This is a genomic window from Rhizobium sp. RAF36 (genome assembly GCF_052114105.1).
Classification (GTDB): Bacteria; Pseudomonadota; Alphaproteobacteria; order Rhizobiales; family Rhizobiaceae; genus Rhizobium.
The window spans coordinates 862,208-879,126 of the sequence record NZ_JBFREC010000002.1; the positions used below are offsets into that span (position 1 = coordinate 862,208).

The 16,919-nt window shown below is 63.4% G+C and carries 16 protein-coding genes and 2 tRNA genes; 8 read left to right on the plus strand and 10 right to left on the minus strand.

From position 1 onward, the window contains the following. Nucleotides 1–119: 119 nt before the first annotated feature. Genes AB4Z25_RS10175 through mutY form a run of 3 tightly spaced genes read right to left on the minus strand, consistent with a single transcriptional unit; the run spans nucleotide 120 to nucleotide 2,191 of the window. Nucleotides 120–485 carry a nuclear transport factor 2 family protein gene (locus tag AB4Z25_RS10175; RefSeq protein ID WP_112537187.1) on the minus strand — a complete coding sequence of 122 codons (366 nt, stop codon included), beginning with the start codon at nucleotides 483–485 and terminating at the stop codon, nucleotides 120–122. A gap of 2 nt (nucleotides 486–487) precedes the next feature. Beyond that, nucleotides 488–1,096, minus strand: coding sequence for an HAD family hydrolase (locus tag AB4Z25_RS10180; protein WP_112537188.1), 609 nt, complete (start codon nucleotides 1,094–1,096; stop codon nucleotides 488–490). A gap of 3 nt (nucleotides 1,097–1,099) precedes the next feature. After that, nucleotides 1,100–2,191 (minus strand): A/G-specific adenine glycosylase, encoded by a 1,092-nt coding sequence (gene mutY / locus AB4Z25_RS10185; RefSeq protein ID WP_112537189.1) that lies wholly within the window; start codon nucleotides 2,189–2,191, stop codon nucleotides 1,100–1,102. Nucleotides 2,192–2,286: 95 nt separating this feature from the next. Here mutY and AB4Z25_RS10190 point away from each other — a divergent pair, with 95 nt between their 5' ends. The 5 genes from AB4Z25_RS10190 (at nucleotide 2,287) to ppdK (ending at nucleotide 10,450) form a co-directional block, all read left to right on the plus strand. Continuing rightward, entirely contained in the window at nucleotides 2,287–2,772 is a 486-nt protein-coding gene (locus AB4Z25_RS10190; RefSeq protein ID WP_112537357.1) for a DUF721 domain-containing protein, read from the plus strand. 101 nt (nucleotides 2,773–2,873) lie between these two features. Further along, nucleotides 2,874–2,996, plus strand: coding sequence for a hypothetical protein (locus AB4Z25_RS10195; protein WP_442207963.1), 123 nt, complete (start codon nucleotides 2,874–2,876; stop codon nucleotides 2,994–2,996). Nucleotides 2,997–3,124: 128 nt separating this feature from the next. Next, a complete protein-coding gene (locus AB4Z25_RS10200) occupies nucleotides 3,125–3,817 on the plus strand; it encodes a DsbA family protein (protein ID WP_112518146.1) in 693 nt (230 codons plus the stop codon). Between the two features lie 90 nt (nucleotides 3,818–3,907). Beyond that, the gene (locus tag AB4Z25_RS10205) at nucleotides 3,908–7,369 is read left to right on the plus strand and encodes a chromosome segregation SMC family protein (RefSeq protein WP_112537190.1); all 3,462 of its coding nucleotides are present in this window, start codon (nucleotides 3,908–3,910) and stop codon (nucleotides 7,367–7,369) included. 414 nt (nucleotides 7,370–7,783) lie between these two features. Beyond that, entirely contained in the window at nucleotides 7,784–10,450 is a 2,667-nt protein-coding gene (gene ppdK, locus AB4Z25_RS10210; protein WP_112537191.1) for a pyruvate, phosphate dikinase, read from the plus strand. An 8-nt stretch (nucleotides 10,451–10,458) separates the two neighbouring features. On the opposite strand, the gene AB4Z25_RS10215 is transcribed toward ppdK, so the two are convergent. Further along, entirely contained in the window at nucleotides 10,459–10,734 is a 276-nt protein-coding gene (locus AB4Z25_RS10215) for a hypothetical protein (RefSeq protein ID WP_112537192.1), read from the minus strand. Between the two features lie 99 nt (nucleotides 10,735–10,833). After that, nucleotides 10,834–11,223, minus strand: a complete 390-nt coding sequence (locus AB4Z25_RS10220; RefSeq protein WP_112537193.1) for a hypothetical protein — start codon at nucleotides 11,221–11,223, stop codon at nucleotides 10,834–10,836. 256 nt (nucleotides 11,224–11,479) lie between these two features. Here AB4Z25_RS10220 and AB4Z25_RS10225 point away from each other — a divergent pair, with 256 nt between their 5' ends. Further along, a complete protein-coding gene (locus AB4Z25_RS10225; protein WP_112537194.1) occupies nucleotides 11,480–12,388 on the plus strand; it encodes a DUF1499 domain-containing protein in 909 nt (302 codons plus the stop codon). Here the strand turns inward: AB4Z25_RS10225 and AB4Z25_RS10230 are convergent. Genes AB4Z25_RS10230 through AB4Z25_RS10245 form a run of 4 tightly spaced genes read right to left on the minus strand, consistent with a single transcriptional unit; the run spans nucleotide 12,340 to nucleotide 15,742 of the window. Beyond that, entirely contained in the window at nucleotides 12,340–14,073 is a 1,734-nt protein-coding gene (locus tag AB4Z25_RS10230; RefSeq protein ID WP_112537195.1) for an SDR family oxidoreductase, read from the minus strand. The two genes, AB4Z25_RS10225 and AB4Z25_RS10230, sit on opposite strands and share 49 nt — an antisense overlap. Next, a complete protein-coding gene (locus tag AB4Z25_RS10235) occupies nucleotides 14,070–14,531 on the minus strand; it encodes a thiol-disulfide oxidoreductase DCC family protein (protein WP_442207964.1) in 462 nt (153 codons plus the stop codon). Before AB4Z25_RS10235 ends, AB4Z25_RS10230 begins: the two co-directional genes overlap by 4 nt. Beyond that, complete coding sequence (locus AB4Z25_RS10240) at nucleotides 14,528–15,442, minus strand: MBL fold metallo-hydrolase (protein WP_112537196.1); 915 nt, start codon at nucleotides 15,440–15,442, stop codon at nucleotides 14,528–14,530. The genes AB4Z25_RS10235 and AB4Z25_RS10240 overlap by 4 nt, the downstream gene beginning before the upstream one ends. Before the next feature lie 3 nt (nucleotides 15,443–15,445). Beyond that, the gene (locus AB4Z25_RS10245; RefSeq protein ID WP_112386405.1) at nucleotides 15,446–15,742 is read right to left on the minus strand and encodes a cupin domain-containing protein; all 297 of its coding nucleotides are present in this window, start codon (nucleotides 15,740–15,742) and stop codon (nucleotides 15,446–15,448) included. Between the two features lie 161 nt (nucleotides 15,743–15,903). On the opposite strand from AB4Z25_RS10245, the gene AB4Z25_RS10250 reads away from it, so the two are divergent. Beyond that, nucleotides 15,904–15,978, plus strand: a tRNA-Gln gene (locus AB4Z25_RS10250). 160 nt (nucleotides 15,979–16,138) lie between these two features. Here the strand turns inward: AB4Z25_RS10250 and AB4Z25_RS10255 are convergent. Beyond that, nucleotides 16,139–16,552, minus strand: coding sequence for a hypothetical protein (locus AB4Z25_RS10255; protein ID WP_112386511.1), 414 nt, complete (start codon nucleotides 16,550–16,552; stop codon nucleotides 16,139–16,141). 271 nt (nucleotides 16,553–16,823) lie between these two features. Here AB4Z25_RS10255 and AB4Z25_RS10260 point away from each other — a divergent pair. After that, nucleotides 16,824–16,900 (plus strand) — tRNA-Pro (locus tag AB4Z25_RS10260). Nucleotides 16,901–16,919 lie beyond the last annotated feature (19 nt).

Here is a 16,919-nt window from a genome sequence, read left to right on the forward strand (position 1 = left end):
AAGTGATGCGGCTGAGATCAAAACAACCGGAAAAGAAGAATGTTCCTGAAGTCTTTCAGCTAGTTGTGCGATTTGCAGAAATTGTTGCGCAAAGGGCGGCATCGCTGCCGCCCTTCTGGTCAGAATGCCTGATAATCGGTTACCTGCACATGCGCGACGCGGCCATCCTCGTTGAAGGTGATGGTTTCCTCGCCTTCGCGGATCAGCGGCTTGCCTGTGCCGCTATGCGTTGCCCGGACCGACCAGACCGCGCGCCCGGCCCGCGGACTTACCTTTTCCACCAGCGTGTCGATCGCCGTCTGATCCGGGTAATCGTCGAAATACTTGCGGAACGCCGTCATGATCTGTTGGCGTCCGGCAAGGCTGCCGACGCCGTTCGAGACGTAGGTCGCGTCATCGGCGAAATAGTTCTCGATCGTCTGGAAATCGAGCGCATTGATCGCGCCATGGAAAAGCTTGATCTCTTCGACCGGATCGAATGCCATGATCAGATCTCCACACCATGCGCTCTGAGATCGGCGCGCAGCTTCTCCGCACCGGTGAAATGCACGGCCTGCCAGCCGGCTTTCCGGGCACCTTCGACATTGGCGACGGTGTCGTCGATGAAGATGGATGTTGCCGGATCGAGGCCGAAGCTGTCGGCATGCATCTCGTAGATCGCCATATCCGGCTTGATCAGCTTCACATCGCCCGAGACGGTGACGCCGCGCGTCTTCGTCAGGAAGGGATAGCGAACCTGCGCCTCGCGAAACGTGTCGGAAGCGAAATTCGTCAGCATCGTCACGTCATGGCCGCGCGCGATCAGCTCTTCCATCACGACGACGCTGTCGTCATAGGCATGCGGCACCATCTCGTGCCAGTATTTGCGGAAGTGCCGGATCTGCTCTTCGCGCTCCGGATGCGCGTCGATCAGCAGCGCCTCGGCTTCTTCCCAGCTGCGGCCGCGGTCCTGTTCGATGTTCCAGTCATGGGTGCAGACATTGTCGAAGAACCACTTGCGCTCTCCGGCATCGGGGATCAGCCGCTGATAGGGCAGGCTCGGATCGTAGTGGATCAGCACTTTACCGATATCGAAGACAATATGATTGATGGGCATCTATCATTCCTTGACTGATTTGAACGCGAGAGGAATAGCCGCTGCGATCGCTTTTTTCATGATCGTCGGCAGCGCCTGGGCTTCAAGATTTGTAACCGGTTCCCACCATCCGTCATTGATTTCAACGGGATCGGCGATCGCCACACGGTAGATCTGCAGCCTGAGTTCGAAATGGGTGAAGACGTGGATGACGGTGCCGCAGGGCTGCCACGCCGCCGGGAAGGGCGCGGCATCCGTGCCCGTCTCCCCGTCGATACGCGCCGTCCACCCCGTTGTCGGAACCTCCGTCATGCCTCCGAGCAGTCCGCTTTCGATCCGCCGCCGCAGCAGGATCTCGCCCTCTCCGGTGACCGCGACGAATGCCGCACCGTGCCGCACCGGCTTCTCTTTCTTCGCAGCCTTCACCGGAAACAGCTCAGGATCGTACAGGCGCAATGCCTCGCACGATCCGTTGAATGGACAGAGCGAACAGGCAGGGCGTTTCGGCGTGCAGATCGTGGCGCCCAGATCCATCATCGCCTGGGCGAAATCGCCGGGCCGGTCGGCGGGCGTCAGCAGCGCCACTTTCTGCTTCATCAGCGGCTTGCCTGCGGGCAGCGGTGTTGAAATGGCATAGAGCCTGGAAATCACCCGCTCGACATTGCCATCCATCACCGCCGCCTGCCGGTTGAAGGCGATGGCCGCGACGGCCGCCGCCGTATAGTCGCCGATCCCGGGCAGCGATTTCAGGCCCTCTTCGCTATCCGGGAAGATGCCGCCATGCCCGGCAGCCACCGCTTCGGCGCATTTCTTCAGATTGCGGGCGCGGGCGTAATAGCCAAGGCCCGCCCAGGCCGCCATGACATCGTCGCTCGGCGCTGCTGCCAGATCGTTGACCGTTGGCCAGCGCGCCAGGAAATTGGCGAAATAGGGCTTTACCGCCTGCACCGTCGTCTGCTGCAGCATGACCTCGGACAACCAGATGCGATAGGGATCGGCCTTGACGCCGCGCGCCGCCATCGGCGGCGAGATGCGCCAGGGCAGATCGCGATGGTGGCGGTCGTACCATTCGAGCAGGGGCTTTGCGCTGGGCGCGATCAATGTCTTTGAAGTCATCGTTTACCGGAGGCAGGGGAGTGGCCTATAATTGGCGAAGCATTGCCGCGGATCAAGGCGGCCCTGCCGATTGGCGGCAGCATCAGAAGGTTTCGATGAGTTATCCACGCAAAGGTGAGAAGCAGATCTCCGAACTGGCGAACGGCCTGATCGATCCGGTGCTCGCCAAGCGCGCCGGCATCAACACCGCGCTGCTCGGTTCGTGGGACGAGATCGCCGGTGAGGATTTCGCCGATTGCACGCGGCCCGAAAAGATCGCCTGGGCCCGCGGCGGCGAGGACGGCACCTGCAAGCCCGGCGTCTTGACGATCGCCTGCGAGGGTGCTCGCGCGCTCTTCCTCACCCACGCCCAGGGCGAACTGATCCAGCGTATCAACAGCTTCTTCGGCTTCTCCGCCGTCCACCAGATCCGCATCGTCCAGAAGCCCGTCTCGCAGGCCAGCAAACGCTCCCGCACCCCGCCACCGCTGAAAGGCGAGGCGGCCCGCAAGCTCGAAGGCATGCTGGAAGGCATCGAGGGCGACAAGCTGCGCGAGGCGGTCAAGCGGCTGGGCACGGCGGTGCTGGGGAAGCGGCGGTAGGCTTGCGATTTGGACGGCCTCTCGATTTGGTTTCAGGCGAGGAGTGGGCGATGTCTAGGGACAAGGCGATTGATTGTGATTGTGAGGCATCGGAATAGACGATGCGCCGGAGCATCCAGGAGTCGATCAATGACTCGGGTATCGATATCGACGCCGAAACCGTCTTCGATCGCCTCGAGCAGCATCATGCGAAGCGGATTTCCGCTTCTGATCAGGTCAGATGAAGAACAATTCATCCCTTAGCCTTTGCAAGGTCACAATTCTTTGAAGAAAGTTGGCGAAGCGTGCCTTGTTCGCGGCCTTTAGCCGTTATATCGCACATTCAGCCGCTACTCTTGCTTATGGGGAATCCATGCACATCTCTGAAATGCAAATGACGAAACGCCAGCTCCTGAGCGGTGTCGCCGCTGCAGGCGCGACTTTGGCGCTCTCCACGGCAGCGCAGGCGGCGGTCGAAATTCCGCAGCCGGAAGGCGATGTCGACATGGAAGCGGTGCTGAAGCCCGGCGAACTGCCGGAAATGGCGCTCGGTCCGGAAGATGCCAAGGTCAAGATCGTCGAATATATGTCGATGACCTGCCCGCATTGCGCCCACTTCCACAACACCACCTTCGACGAGATCAAGAAGAAGTATGTCGAGACCGGCAAGGTCCGCTTCATCATCCGCGAATTCCCGTTCGATCCGGCCGCTGCAGCCGCCTTCATGCTGGCCCGCTGCAACGCTTCCGATCCGACGAAGCTCAGCACGCCGGAACAGTATTTCCCGATGGTGTCGATGCTCTTCAAGCAGCAGGAAACCTGGGCCGCAGCCGACGATCGCCGCGCAGCCCTTCTGCAGATGTCCAAACTTGCTGGATTTAGTGAGGATAGCTTTACGAAGTGCTTGACGAACCAGAAGCTTCTGGATGAAGTGAACGCTACGCGGGAAAGGGGCTCCAAGGAGTTCGGCGTCAACGCTACGCCTACTTTCCTGATCAACGGCAAGCGTTACGCTGGGGACATGACGGTTGACTCCATGTCGGCACTTATCGACAGCCTGCTCTGAACCGTACCGTTCTAATCTGACGGGCGGCCCTCTCGGGCTGCCCGTCTTTTATTTTGCGCCTCTTCTTTTCCCCGTCGGGGAGAGGGCCGCATGAAGTTCAACAAGCTGCGCCTTGTCGGCTTCAAATCCTTCGTCGAACCGGCTGAATTCATCATCGAGCGCGGGCTGACCGGCGTCGTCGGTCCGAATGGCTGCGGCAAGTCCAATCTCGTGGAAGCCCTCCGCTGGGTGATGGGCGAGAACTCCTACAAGAACATGCGCGCATCCGGCATGGATGACGTGATCTTCTCGGGCTCCGGCAACCGCCCGGCGCGCAACACCGCCGAAGTCGCCCTCTATCTCGACAATGCCGATCGCACCGCGCCTGCCGCCTTCAACGACAGCGACGAAATCCAGGTGACGCGCCGCATCGAGCGCGAGCAGGGATCGGTCTACCGCATCAACGGCAAGGAGAGCCGCGCCAAGGACGTGCAGCTCCTGTTTGCCGATGCCTCGACCGGCGCCCGGTCGCCGTCGATGGTCGGGCAGGGTCGTATCGGCGAGCTGATCTCGGCAAAGCCCCAGGCCCGCCGCCAGCTGCTGGAAGAAGCGGCCGGCATCTCCGGCCTGCATTCGCGCCGCCACGAAGCCGAGCTTCGCCTGCGCGCCGCCGAAGGCAATCTTGAGCGTCTCGACGACGTCACCTCGCAGCTCGAAAGCCAGATCGAAAGCCTCAAGCGTCAGGCCCGTCAGGCCAACCGCTTCAAGACGCTGTCTGCCGATATCCGCGCCCGCGAAGCCATGCTGCTGCATATCCGCTGGGTGCAGGCCAAGGAGACCGAAGCCGAGGCCGACAGTGCGCTGAACCAGGCAACCGTCGTCGTCGCCGAAAAAGCGCAGATGCAGATGGGGGCGGCAAAGACGCAAGGGATCGCCAGCCTGAAGCTGCCGGAACTGCGCGAGGGGGAAGCCCGGGTCGCCGCCGCGCTGCAGCGCCTGCAGATCGCCAAGACGCAGCTGGAAGAAGACGCCAACCGCATCCTGCGCCGCCGCGACGAGCTGACCCGCCGTCTGGCCCAGCTTGCCGAGGACATCCGCCGCGAAGAGCGGCTGGTCTCCGACAATGCCGAAATCCTCGCCCGGCTCGATGCCGAAGAGGCCGAGATCAACGAAATCCTCGCCGATTCTGGCCGCCATGCAGAGGAGCTGCGGGAAGCCTTCGAGGAAGCGGCGGCCAAGCTTGCCGATAGCGAACGCATCTTCACATCGGTGACCGCCGAGCGCGCTGAAGCGGCTGCCGGCCGCAACCAGCTGGAACGCGCCATCCGCGATCTCACGGATCGCAAGATGCGCCTGGAACGGCAGATGGACGAGGCCAACCGCGAGCTGACGGCGATCGCCGAGAAGGTCTCGGCTCTGCCGGATCCGGAAGAGAAGCGCGCCATGGTCGAGGCAGGCGAGATTGCCCTTGCCGAAGCCGAGGCAGGCATCCAGGCCGTCGAGCAGGCGCTTGCCGAAGCCCGGCGTACCGAAGCGCTGTCGCGCGCGCCTGTCGATGAGGCGCGCTCTAAATTGAACGGCCTGGAAACCGAGGCCCGCACCATCCAGCGGATGCTGGCTGCCGGTGCCGCGGCGGGCGAGTTCCCGCCGGTTGCCGAAGAGCTGCGCGTCGATCGCGGCTTCGAAACGGCGCTCGGCGCCGCGCTTGGTGACGATCTGGAATCCCCACTCGATCCGAAGGCTCCCGCGCACTGGTCGGAGAATGGCGACGGATCGGTCGATCCGGCACTGCCGTCAGGCGCTGTCCCGCTGTTGAACCATGTGCGGGCGCCATCGGCACTTACCCGCCGCCTGAAGCAGATCGGCCTTGTCGCCGCGGCCGATGCCCATCGCATGGTGCGCGAGTTGAAGCCCGGCCAGCGGCTTGTGACCCGTGAGGGTGCCGTCTATCGCTGGGATGGCCATGTCACCGGTGCCGATGCACCGAGTGCTGCAGCACTCCGGCTCGCCCAGAAGAACCGCCTGACCGAGCTCGAAAACGAAGTCTCGATCGCCCGCGATGTGCTTGCCGAAGCCGAAGAGCAGCTTGCCGTTGCCGCTGAAGCGATCCGCGGCGAGGAGCGCCGGCTGAACGACGCCCGCGACATGAGCCGCCTGTCCGCCCGTCATCTGGCCGAGGCGCGCGAGGCGCTGGCGGCGGCCGAGCGGGCCTCCGGTGATCTCGTCCGCCGCCGCGACGTGGTGGCCGAGGCCGTCAGCCAGCTGCAGTCGCAGCAGGAAGACATCGCCATCCAGGAAGAGAATGCCCGCATCGAGCTCGAGGATGCGCCGGATCTGACGGCGATCGATGAGCGCCTACGCCTGCAGCAGATGGAAGTCGCGACCGATCGCGGTCTCGCTGCCGAAGCCCGCGCCCGCCACGACAGCCTGAACCGTGAAAACGATGCGCGCCAGCGCCGCATCGTCGCCATCGGCCAGGAGCGCGAGACCTGGCGCCAGCGCGCCTCAAGCGCCGAAGACCACATCGCCACGCTGCGCGACCGCGAAGAGGAAGCGCGCGACGAGGCCTCCGAACTCGAGATGGCGCCGGATGAATTCGACGACAAGCGCCGCGCGCTGCTGACCGAACTGCAGAAGGCCGACGAGGCCCGCCGCGCTGCCGCCGATCTTCTGGCCGCCGCCGAACTCGTCCAGCGTGACGCGGACCACAAGGCTGCCACCGCACTGTCCGAACTTGCCGAAAGCCGGGAACGCCGTGGCCGTGCCGAGGAGCGCCTGGTTTCCGCCCGCGAAAAGCGGCAGGAAAGCGAGGGCCGCATCCGCGAGGCGCTGAATGTCGCGCCGCACGAAGCCTTCCGCCTGACCGGCCTTCAGCCGATGCAGTCGATCCCCGATCCGCGCGAAGTCGAGCGTGACCTGGAGCGGCTGAAGATCGAGCGCGAGCGCTTAGGCGCCGTTAACCTGCGCGCCGAGGAAGAGCAGAAGGAGCTCAGCGACAAGCTCGAAGCCCTGATCAAGGAGCGCGACGACGTCATCGACGCGATCCGCAAGCTGCGCGGCGCGATCCAGAGCCTCAACCGCGAAGGCCGCGAACGCCTGATCGCCGCCTTCGATGTCGTCAACGCCCAGTTCCAGCGGCTCTTCACCCATCTCTTCGGCGGCGGTACCGCCGAGCTGCAGCTGATCGAATCCGACGACCCCCTGGAAGCCGGCCTCGAAATCCTCGCCCGCCCGCCCGGCAAGAAGCCGCAGACCATGACGCTGCTCTCCGGCGGCGAGCAGGCGCTGACGGCGATGGCACTGATCTTTGCGGTCTTCCTCACCAATCCGGCGCCGATCTGCGTGCTCGACGAAGTGGATGCGCCGCTCGACGATCACAACGTCGAGCGCTATTGCAACCTGATGGATGAAATGGCGGCTTCGACCGAAACTCGATTCGTGATCATCACTCACAATCCGATCACGATGGCCCGCATGAATCGCCTCTTTGGTGTAACGATGGCCGAACAGGGTGTCTCGCAGCTTGTATCCGTCGACCTGCAGACTGCTGAGCGTCTGCGCGAAACCGCTTGAAAACAAAGGCGTTTCGAGAAAACCCCAAAAAAGTTAGGGTCTTGCTCATGCGTTAACCCAATTGGGTGATGCTTTCCCCTTGTTTTTGCATTAGAAGTTGTCCTTAGCGAATGAGGAGATCGCCGAAAAACGATCTCTGTCGCGCATGTTGGATAATGCTGACAACTCCGGGACGAGGGCAAAACCGGGCTTGATGGCATAGGTGGACCCCCCGTCCAGTTTTCCTGGCTGGACGGAAATAAGGCTTTGCGGGACCGTTGTTGCAGTCCCGCAAAGCTTTTTTTATGCGTTCCCCACATTCAAACGGTTTGATGTGCTGCATTGATTGTGCGGTGCAACATTTTGCCGTATTTGTCGATTTTCATTTCCGGACCAAGGGATTAAGGTGGTCCCGGAGAATGAGGCGGGGGAAATATGTCCAAGCTGGTCTATACGTTCGGAAACGGGCAGGCGGAAGGCCGTGCGCGTGATCGTGACGTGCTGGGCGGCAAGGGTGCCAACCTTGCCGAAATGTGCGCGCTGGGGCTGCCGGTCCCGCCCGGTCTGACGATCGTCGCCGATGCCTGCGCCACCTATTACAAGAATTCCCGCAAGCTCGACGATGACCTGAAGACACAGATCCGCGCCGGCGTGGAAGGCATTGAAAAGGCCACCGGCCGCCGTTTTGGCGCCACTGATCATCCGTTGCTTCTCTCCGTGCGCTCCGGCGCCCGCGTATCGATGCCGGGCATGATGGACACTGTCCTCAACCTTGGCCTCAACGACGAGACGGTGCAGGCGCTCGGCCATGATGCCGGCGACGCCCGTTTTGCCTGGGATAGCTATCGCCGCTTCATCCAGATGTATGCCGATGTCGTCATGGGCCTCGACAATGAGGTCTTCGAGGAAATCCTCGAAGACGAGAAGGCGCGGCTCGGCCACGAATACGATACCGAGCTTTCGGCCGGCGACTGGCAGCATGTCGTCTCGCTCTACAAGGACATGATCGAGGAAGAGCTTGGCGAAGCCTTCCCGCAGGAGCCGGAAGTCCAGCTCTGGGGCGCTGTCGGCGCTGTCTTCGCCAGTTGGATGAGCGCCCGTGCCGTCACCTACCGCATGCTGCACAATATCCCCGAAGTATGGGGCACGGCGATCAACATTCAGGCCATGGTCTTCGGCAATCTCGGCAATGCGTCTGCCACCGGCGTCGCCTTCACCCGCAATCCCTCGACCGGCGAGAAGTCCTTCTATGGCGAGTTCCTGGTCAATGCCCAGGGCGAGGATGTCGTCGCCGGTATCCGAACGCCGCAGAGCATCACCGAGGATGGACGCCTGAACTCGGGTTCCGAGCGCCCGTCGCTCGAGAAGCTGATGCCGGAGGCTTTTGCCGAGCTCACCCGTATCTGTTCCGAGCTCGAAGCCCATTACCGCGACATGCAGGACATCGAGTTCACAATCGAGCGCGGCAAGCTCTGGATGCTGCAGACGCGGTCCGGCAAGCGTTCGACACGCGCCGCCATGCGGATCGCCGTCGATATGGTAGACGAAAAGCTGATCACCGAGGAGGAAGCGGTGCTGCGCATCGAGCCCTCGACGCTCGATCAGCTGCTGCACCCGACGATCGATCCGCGCGTTCAGCGCCAGGTGATCGGCAGCGGCCTGCCGGCTTCGCCCGGGGCTGCGACCGGGGCGATCGTCTTCACCGCCGAAGAGGCAGTGGCAGCCGAGGAGGAGGGGCGCAAGGTCATCCTGCTGCGCGTCGAGACCAGCCCTGAAGATATTCACGGCATGCACGCCGCCGAAGGCATACTGACGACGCGCGGCGGCATGACCAGCCACGCGGCTGTCGTCGCCCGCGGCATGGGCATCCCCTGCGTCGTCGGCGCCGGCACCATGCGCATCGATCTGCGCAACGAACGCCTGATCGGCGTCGGCGTGACACTGAAGAAGGGCGACATCATCACCATCGACGGTTCGGCCGGCCAGGTGCTGAAGGGCGAAGTGCCGATGATCCAGCCGGAACTGTCGGGCGATTTCGGCCGCATCATGGGTTGGGCCGACCGCGTCCGCCGCATGACCGTGCGCACCAATGCCGACACCCCGGCCGATGCCCGCGCGGCCCGCTCCTTTGGCGCCGAAGGCATAGGGCTCTGCCGTACCGAGCACATGTTCTTCGAAGGCGACCGTATCCATGTGATGCGCGAGATGATCCTTGCCGAAGACGAGAAGGGCCGTCGCGTGGCGCTCGACAAGCTGCTGCCGATGCAGCGGCTGGATTTCACCAGTCTGTTCAACGTCATGCACGGCCTTCCGGTCACCATCCGCCTGCTCGATCCGCCGCTGCACGAATTCCTGCCGAAGACGGATGAGGAAATCGCCGATGTGGCGGCGGCCATGGGCATGGAGCCCCTGGCGCTTCGCCAGCGCGTCGATGCGCTGCACGAATTCAATCCGATGCTCGGCCACCGCGGCTGCCGTCTCGCCATCTCCTATCCCGAAATCGTCGAGATGCAGGCCCGCGCCATCTTCGAGGCGGCGATCGCTGCGGCCCACGAAACCGGCGCCGCCGTCGTTCCCGAAATCATGGTGCCGCTCGTCGGCCTCCGCTCGGAGCTCGATTACGTCAAGGAGCGGATTGATACGATCGCCAAGGCGGTCATGGCGGAAGCGGATATCAGGATCGACTACCTGGTCGGCACGATGATCGAACTACCGCGCGCGGCTCTACGGGCGCACACCATCGCCGAAGCCGCCGAATTCTTCTCCTTCGGCACCAACGACCTGACGCAGACCACCTTCGGCATCTCACGCGACGATGCCTCGGCCTTCATCCCGACCTACCAGCGCAAGGGCATCATCGAGCATGACCCCTTCATCTCGCTGGATTTCGATGGTGTCGGCGAGCTGATCAGCATCGCCGCCGAGCGCGGCAGGCGCACCCGCAACGATATGAAGCTCGGCATCTGCGGCGAACATGGCGGCGATCCCGCCTCGATCCATTTCTGCGAACGGATCGGCCTCGATTATGTCTCCTGCTCGCCCTTCCGCGTGCCGATCGCCCGGCTGGCGGCCGCGCAGGCGGCCATCAACGGCGGCCGCTAAGACCGGTACTAGCGGCGATAGTAGTAACGCGGATAGTAGCGCGGCCCGGCCATGAAGTTGTCGAAGTTTTCGTCGGCCTGGATACGGAAGGCGCGGGCATCGGCACGCCGGTCGAGATCGATGCGCTGCAGGCAGGTGGCGAAACCGCTGGTGCCGGGTTTGAAACCGTAGCTCAGGCACTGCCGCTCGTCGGCGGCGCGCCGCTCCTCAGGCGTCATCGTCTGGCAGGCCGAAAGGCCGATCGCCAGCGCCGCGAGCGTGAAGGGAAGGGCGGAAAAACGCATGGTACAGTCTCCGGTGCGGAAAGCGGTGCTGCGGACATGAGGCGATTTGCCGGGCCGCGTCAACTCCACATCGATCCGCAACGGAAAACGCGCGGTGCATCAGATTCGTTCCAGAACCTCGATGAAGGCATCGGCGAACCGCACCAGATGCACGGTCTCGTCGTCCGGCGCCTGCATGCGAATCTCGATGCCGTCGCGATCGAGAACGGCAAGCACCACGCGCATGTCGGAGCCGGACGTCGGAACGCGCAGCACCGCGATACGGCGGCAATCGTCGATCAGTCCGGCAGCCGGAAGGTCGAACAGGAATTCGCCGCCGGCCTTTCCGGCAGCCGTCCGCACCGCTTCGCAGAAGCCTGCCTCGCCGCCGGTATAGCCTTCCAGCGAGAGCTCCAGTTCCAGAAGCTCCATCGGCAGGAAAGGCTCGGATGTATCGATGGCACCCAGCGCCGGCGCCTTATGTCGTTCTGTCATTTCCGGTGAAAGCATGGCTCTTCTCCTGAAACGCGCATGCCTCGCTGACGAAACATGCCCACAACCTCCCAATCGGCAGAAAAACCCGCCAGAATGGCCTTTTTACGGCATATCAGATATTGCTCATGCAGGCCATCTCCGCCTTTTGGTGGATTGAGGCCTCCCGCAAGAGACAACAGTTTCAAAATCTAGGCGAATCTTGCCATAAACAAGGTGCGGGTGCTTCGTGCGCCCGCGCCGGGCGTGTGCCCGCCTGTAACTGGTAAGTTTGATGGCCATCCGTTTCGACCGCCCCGTTTCCAGTTCGGCCCGCTTCGCGCGGCGTTTCGGGGCGTTTGCGCTGGTGCTTTGGGCTGCCGTGCTTCTGGCGCACCGCTTCGGCGGGCTGGCGACGCCCTATATGGTGCTGCTCGTTCTGGTGTCGACGGGATTTGCGCTGCTCGCCTTCCTGCTGGCTTTCGCGGGCTTGAGAAGCCTCTGGATATCGGGTGCCGAAGGCGGCCTCGATGCCATGAAGGCCATCATTTTCGCCGCCGCCCCGCTGGCTTTCGGCGGCCTGGCAGCCGAGCGCTATTTCACCCTCCCTGCTATCTACGACGTCTCGACCGATCTCGTTTCGGCGCCGGAATGGCTGTCGCCGCCGCATGCCGACCAGATCTGGATGAAGCGAAGCACGGAGATCGCCGATACCGATCGCGAAAAGCAGCTGGAAGCCTATCCCGAACTGACCGGCCGCCGCTATGAGGGCGCCATCGACCGCGTTCTCGATGCGGTGAAGAAGGTCGCGCGCCAGAACGGCATCACCATCACCAAGAGCAAGGGTGAAAGCGAACCGGCCCGCGATCTGGAAGATGCCCCGGCCAAGCCGCCACAGCCGAATGGCGATGCAGTCGCCGAGGCCCCGGACCAGGTGCCGGTGCCGACGCCGCGCCCCTTTGATGATGACGTCGCCAAACTGATCCGCGGCGCCAATGGCGTGACGCTGCAGGGCGAACGCCGCACGCTGATCCTCGGCCTGCGCTTCGATATCGTCATCCGCCTGCGCGAAGAAGCCGAAACCACCTTCGTCGATATCCGGGTCGCCTCGCGCTATGGCCAGAACGACCTCGGTTTCAGCGCCGGGATCGCCGATCAGTTTCTCGAAGCGCTCGATGTCGAGCTGCTCGGCATCGCCGGCTGATCCGGCTCGAGCCAGCCGGTATAGCGGACGATCAAACCCGTCAGCCGCCCGCCGATCTCGACGTGGAAATGGAAGCGCCCGTCACGCTGCTCTTCGAATGTATTGCCGTCGGGCGCCAGAAACAGCGGTAGCGGCAGACCGAAAATCCGCCAGCCGCGGATGAGGAGCCGCAGCCGCTCGCCCTCGGGCACCAGCGCGATAAACACACGGACCGGCCCGAAATCCTCCGCCAGCAGATGCGCGTGTCGTCCCGACGCTTCCGATTGACGGCTGCGGAAACGTCGGCCGTCGAAGTTCCGCGTCCACGTCTCCCGCCCGTGCTCTGCCTTGAACGTCACGCTGACAGGGATATCGTCAGCGGCACGCGGAAAGCCGATGATTGCCGCGACGAGGCCGGCAAGCAGGCCGCTCCCGCGCTCCACTCGCGCCTGGCCGCAAACACGCAGCTCGCCATCGTTTAACGCATGCATCGCCGCCACCGCCGGCGGCAGCATCCCCCATGCTTCATCGCCCAACACCCGCTGATAGAGCGAAAGGCGCCGATCGCCAGCACGCTGCCGCCGGATGCCTGTGCGGATCGCCAGGGGCCGAAACCCATCCTCGAAGGCGCCAAGCGGAAGCTCCGCTATCGCCGCCCGCGCCCCGCTGCCCGGCCGCTTCCCGTCTGTCAGCGCGCGCAAGAGCCCGGCTGCACCCATTGCCGGAATGAAGGGACCATCATCGCCTTCGGCAACCAGATGCCAGGTGGCGGCAAGCGCTTGCCTGTCGTGTCCCAATCCTTCCAGGCGCACGAACATGCCGCCGCGTGCTTCGCCGGATGCAAGGCTGCGGCTCGCGGCATGGATCAGCGGCGCAAATGGCGCAAGCGACGGCAGCAGCCGGTAGCGAACGAGGCGGGCGGCAAACATCAGGAGTGATTGCAGCCATCGCGGCTCCGCGCCAGCGCCGGTGAAGGCCTCCTGCAAATGGCGAAACCGCTGTGGCAGAAGCGAAAGATCCGGCGTATCGGCCAGCAGAAAGCGGCGCCAGCGGAGCGGAACGCAGCCGGGCGGCGCGATCACCATGCCTGGTCCTCCGGCAAGCCCCGTACTCTCTGCCGGGATGCCGCCCCGCGTGACCTTGACCGGCTTTCCGGCATAGCTGGCGATCGCCCTGATGACGTTGAGCCCGATCGCGGCGCGCGGCGAGGGTGCAATTCCGCTGCTGACCTTGTGGACCTCGGCGAATTCGATCGCGAGCTTTTCGGCGGCCGCAAAGGAGAGCGCCGGAAAGCTGCTGAGCCCGGAAAGCACGAAGACGCCGCGCGCCTTCGCCTCGTCGTCGAGCGCGTCGATGCCGCTGACGAAATCGCGGCTGTCTGAAACATCGATGTAGTCGATCCCGAGCGCTATCGCCGCGCGGGCGACCCGATAGCGATCCTCGCCCATGTCCTGAAACGGTCCCGAGAGATCGGCGACGACCGCGGGCCTGAGCAACGCAAGCTGGGCCCGCACATCGCCATCGCGGTCGAAGACCACGCCCTTTGCACCTCCCTCGAGCCCGGCGGCAAACGTCTCGGCCTTCTCCGCCGACCGCCCGCCGACAAGCAGATGGAAGCGAGGATCGCCGGCCAGCAAGCGTGCCAGCCGGCTGCCGAACGCGCCGTAGCCGCCGATGATCAGCACGCGAAGCCCGCTTGTACTCATCCGAGAAAGCGGCTCCTGACCTCTGGCGTCGGCACAAAGCAACTGTCGCTGCGGCCTGCGATCCGCAGCCGGTTGCGGGCGATGAATTCGTAGAGCCGGTCGGCAAGCGGCCGCGGCAGTATGCGCAGCAGAGAGACGAGGGACCATGGGAAGCCAAGCCCAGCAATCATCCGGATTGATCCCTCGGACTTGAAATAGGCGCGTCCGCCGTCGATGAAGATGTTGGTCTCGTAGTCGCGGGCATCGAGCCCATAGTGGCGGTAAAGCGCCTCGCCGAGTGGTGATTGTGCGGTCAGGAAGCGGTAGCGCCCGGTTCTGTCGCGTTTCAGTGCGAATTTCACCCAGCCGGAACAGAAGATGCATTCGCCGTCAAAGATAATGACGGGCGCGTCATCGGCAAAGGCCGGAACGCTGTCATCCATGCGGTAGCTGTAGGCTTCCTGCCCGTTTGTCATCATCCCGCCGCCCAATATTCGCCCATCAGTGCAGGTGGTCCGTGGGTCTTCACCTTGCCGCGCTCCACCAGATCCTCGATATGCGCCAGCACCGAAAGGCCGGCCGCTCCATGCAGCCGCGGATCGGTATCGCGATAGATCGCCTTGACCATGTCGGGGATACGCCGGTCGCCGCCCTTGATGCGTTCCAGGATCGCCCGCTCCCGCATCCGCCGGTGCGTTTTCAGCGCGCGCAGGAATGTCAGCGGATGCTTCACCGGCCCGCCATGGCCGGGCAGCAGCAGATGGTCGCGCCTTGCAATCAGCTTGTCGAGCGACGCCATGTAATCACGCATCGAGCCGTCGGGCGGTGCAACGATAGACGTCGCCCATGCCATGACATGATCGCCTGAAAACAGAATCTCCGTGCCCTCAAGCGCGAAGGCCGCATGGTTCGCGGCATGCCCGGGCGTCAGCACGGCGCGGAGTGCAAATCCTTCGCCTTCGATCACGTCGCCATCCGAAAGCGCGATATCGGGCACGAAGCCGGTGTCCGAGCTCTCTGCAAAGGGATTGATCTCGCCGGCATGCAGCGGCCGCGAGGCACGGTGTGGGCCTTCGCCCGCCGTCAGCGCCCCGGTTGCGGCTTTCAGCCTGGCGGCAAGCGGCGAGTGGTCGCGATGTGTATGGGTGATCAGGATATGTGAGACGCGGCGCCCGGAAAGGGCTGCCATCAGCGCCTCGAAATGCGCATCGCCCTCGGGCCCCGGATCGATGACCGCAACAGAGGATCCGGCGCCGACGATATAGCTGTTGGTGCCGTGAAATGTGAAGGGGCTCGGATTGTTCACCGTCAGCCGCTGGATGCCGGGCGCCACCGTCACCGGCACGCCATGGGAAGGCACGAATGTCAGGTCGAAACGCGGGCTCGGCATGGCTTACTTGTATTCGATCTCGATGAAGGACATCGGCTCGTCGCCGGCGTTGACGACATTGTGCTCTGTCCCCGCTTCGCGCCGGTAGGCCGCACCCTTGGCAATATCGACGCGGCGGCTCTCGGCCCCTTCCTCGATCAGAAACCGGCAATCGGTCATCGGCACCACGACATATCCGTAACCATGCGTATGCACGCCGGTATCCGCGCCCGGCTCGAAATCCCAGCGGGTGATCCGCACCACGGCGTCATCGAGCAGCAGCGTTGCGAGGGCAGGCGGGCGGGCACGGTACTGGCTCATCACTACTCCAGAAAGGCGTTCTCGTCTGATCAAAGACCTATCATGCCTCCCGCCGCATCGCACAGAAATATGCGGCTGCGCCGAACTTAGTGATTGTGACGAGGCGGCACCTTTGCTAATCAGGCCTCGCTTCGGCACAGCGGTTTCCGCTCAATGCCTGGTGGGGCGTCGCCAAGCGGTAAGGCACCGGTTTTTGGTACCGGCATTCCCAGGTTCGAATCCTGGCGCCCCAGCCACTATCTCTTCAGCGTCTTTGCATAGGATGCCAGAACGCGTTCATTCGCGTCGCTCGGCTTTTCCGCGCGACGTATTCATTTCCTCCACGCGACACATATCCACAAACGAAAACAGGCGGCCTCTCGACCGCCTGCCATAAATCTCGAACGCTGAGTCCGATCAGCCAGCCGGCTGGGCCGGGGCCAGGAATTCGGCGCAATAGGACTTGCCGCTTTCGCCCGGGATATCGTTGACCGTGCGGATGTTGCGGATTGTGTAGTCGGAATTGGTGGTGATTTCGGCCTGGCAGCGCAGGTAGAGCGTGCGGGCAGGGGCCGTCTGCTTGCCGCGCTTGCCGTTTTCGCCTTCGGCATATTTTGCTGGAACGCGCACGGTCTTGTAGCCGCCCTTCCAGGTGTAGACGACGGAGGAGCCATTTTCGGCGTCGCTGAGCGGCGGGCCGTAGGCGGCAAAGAACTTGCCGGCCGACTGGCCGTTCCAGCGTGCGGAAACGGGATCGCCGGCAGAAGGAATGGTCGTGCAGCCGGCAAGCGCAATGGCAAGCCCGGCCGCGGCAAAGGTGCGGAGTTTCATATGTATCGTCCCTGAATTGTCGCGCATTCGACGGCGGGAATCGCTGCAATGGAGCGGTTTCCGCTTGTCCCGGAAAGCGCTTTAGCGCGGAACCCGGCAAAAGAAAATTGCCCCGCCTTCGCGTTTGCGAAATTTGCTGCAGGTGTGTCTTTTTGTTGCAGGTTCGCAAGGCCTTGCGGGTGCCGCGCAAGGTGCTGCTGAATGCGTCAGTTTTTTGAAATTTGGCGCTTGCGCAATAACAGGCGCCGTTCTATAGAGGCGCCGCTGGTCACGGAGTGTAGCGCAGTCTGGTAGCGCACCACGTTCGGGACGTGGGGGTCGCAAGTTCGAATCTTGCCACTCCGACCAGCCGAAAAGCCCGCGCAAG

Coding starts and splice junctions, on each gene's coding strand:
- AB4Z25_RS10175 (WP_112537187.1), bottom strand. CDS start 485: ATGGCATTCGATCCGGTCGAAGAGATCAAGCTTTTCCATGGCGCGATC.
- AB4Z25_RS10230 (WP_112537195.1), bottom strand. CDS start 14,073: ATGAGTACAAGCGGGCTTCGCGTGCTGATCATCGGCGGCTACGGCGCG.
- AB4Z25_RS10195 (WP_442207963.1), top strand. CDS start 2,874: ATGCGCCGGAGCATCCAGGAGTCGATCAATGACTCGGGTATCGATATC.
- AB4Z25_RS10205 (WP_112537190.1), top strand. CDS start 3,908: ATGAAGTTCAACAAGCTGCGCCTTGTCGGCTTCAAATCCTTCGTCGAA.
- AB4Z25_RS10240 (WP_112537196.1), bottom strand. CDS start 15,442: ATGCCGAGCCCGCGTTTCGACCTGACATTCGTGCCTTCCCATGGCGTG.
- ppdK (WP_112537191.1), top strand. CDS start 7,784: ATGTCCAAGCTGGTCTATACGTTCGGAAACGGGCAGGCGGAAGGCCGT.
- AB4Z25_RS10235 (WP_442207964.1), bottom strand. CDS start 14,531: ATGATGACAAACGGGCAGGAAGCCTACAGCTACCGCATGGATGACAGC.
- AB4Z25_RS10220 (WP_112537193.1), bottom strand. CDS start 11,223: ATGCTTTCACCGGAAATGACAGAACGACATAAGGCGCCGGCGCTGGGT.
- AB4Z25_RS10190 (WP_112537357.1), top strand. CDS start 2,287: ATGAGTTATCCACGCAAAGGTGAGAAGCAGATCTCCGAACTGGCGAAC.
- AB4Z25_RS10255 (WP_112386511.1), bottom strand. CDS start 16,552: ATGAAACTCCGCACCTTTGCCGCGGCCGGGCTTGCCATTGCGCTTGCC.
- AB4Z25_RS10215 (WP_112537192.1), bottom strand. CDS start 10,734: ATGCGTTTTTCCGCCCTTCCCTTCACGCTCGCGGCGCTGGCGATCGGC.
- AB4Z25_RS10245 (WP_112386405.1), bottom strand. CDS start 15,742: ATGAGCCAGTACCGTGCCCGCCCGCCTGCCCTCGCAACGCTGCTGCTC.
- AB4Z25_RS10225 (WP_112537194.1), top strand. CDS start 11,480: ATGGCCATCCGTTTCGACCGCCCCGTTTCCAGTTCGGCCCGCTTCGCG.
- AB4Z25_RS10180 (WP_112537188.1), bottom strand. CDS start 1,096: ATGCCCATCAATCATATTGTCTTCGATATCGGTAAAGTGCTGATCCAC.
- AB4Z25_RS10200 (WP_112518146.1), top strand. CDS start 3,125: ATGCACATCTCTGAAATGCAAATGACGAAACGCCAGCTCCTGAGCGGT.
- mutY (WP_112537189.1), bottom strand. CDS start 2,191: ATGACTTCAAAGACATTGATCGCGCCCAGCGCAAAGCCCCTGCTCGAA.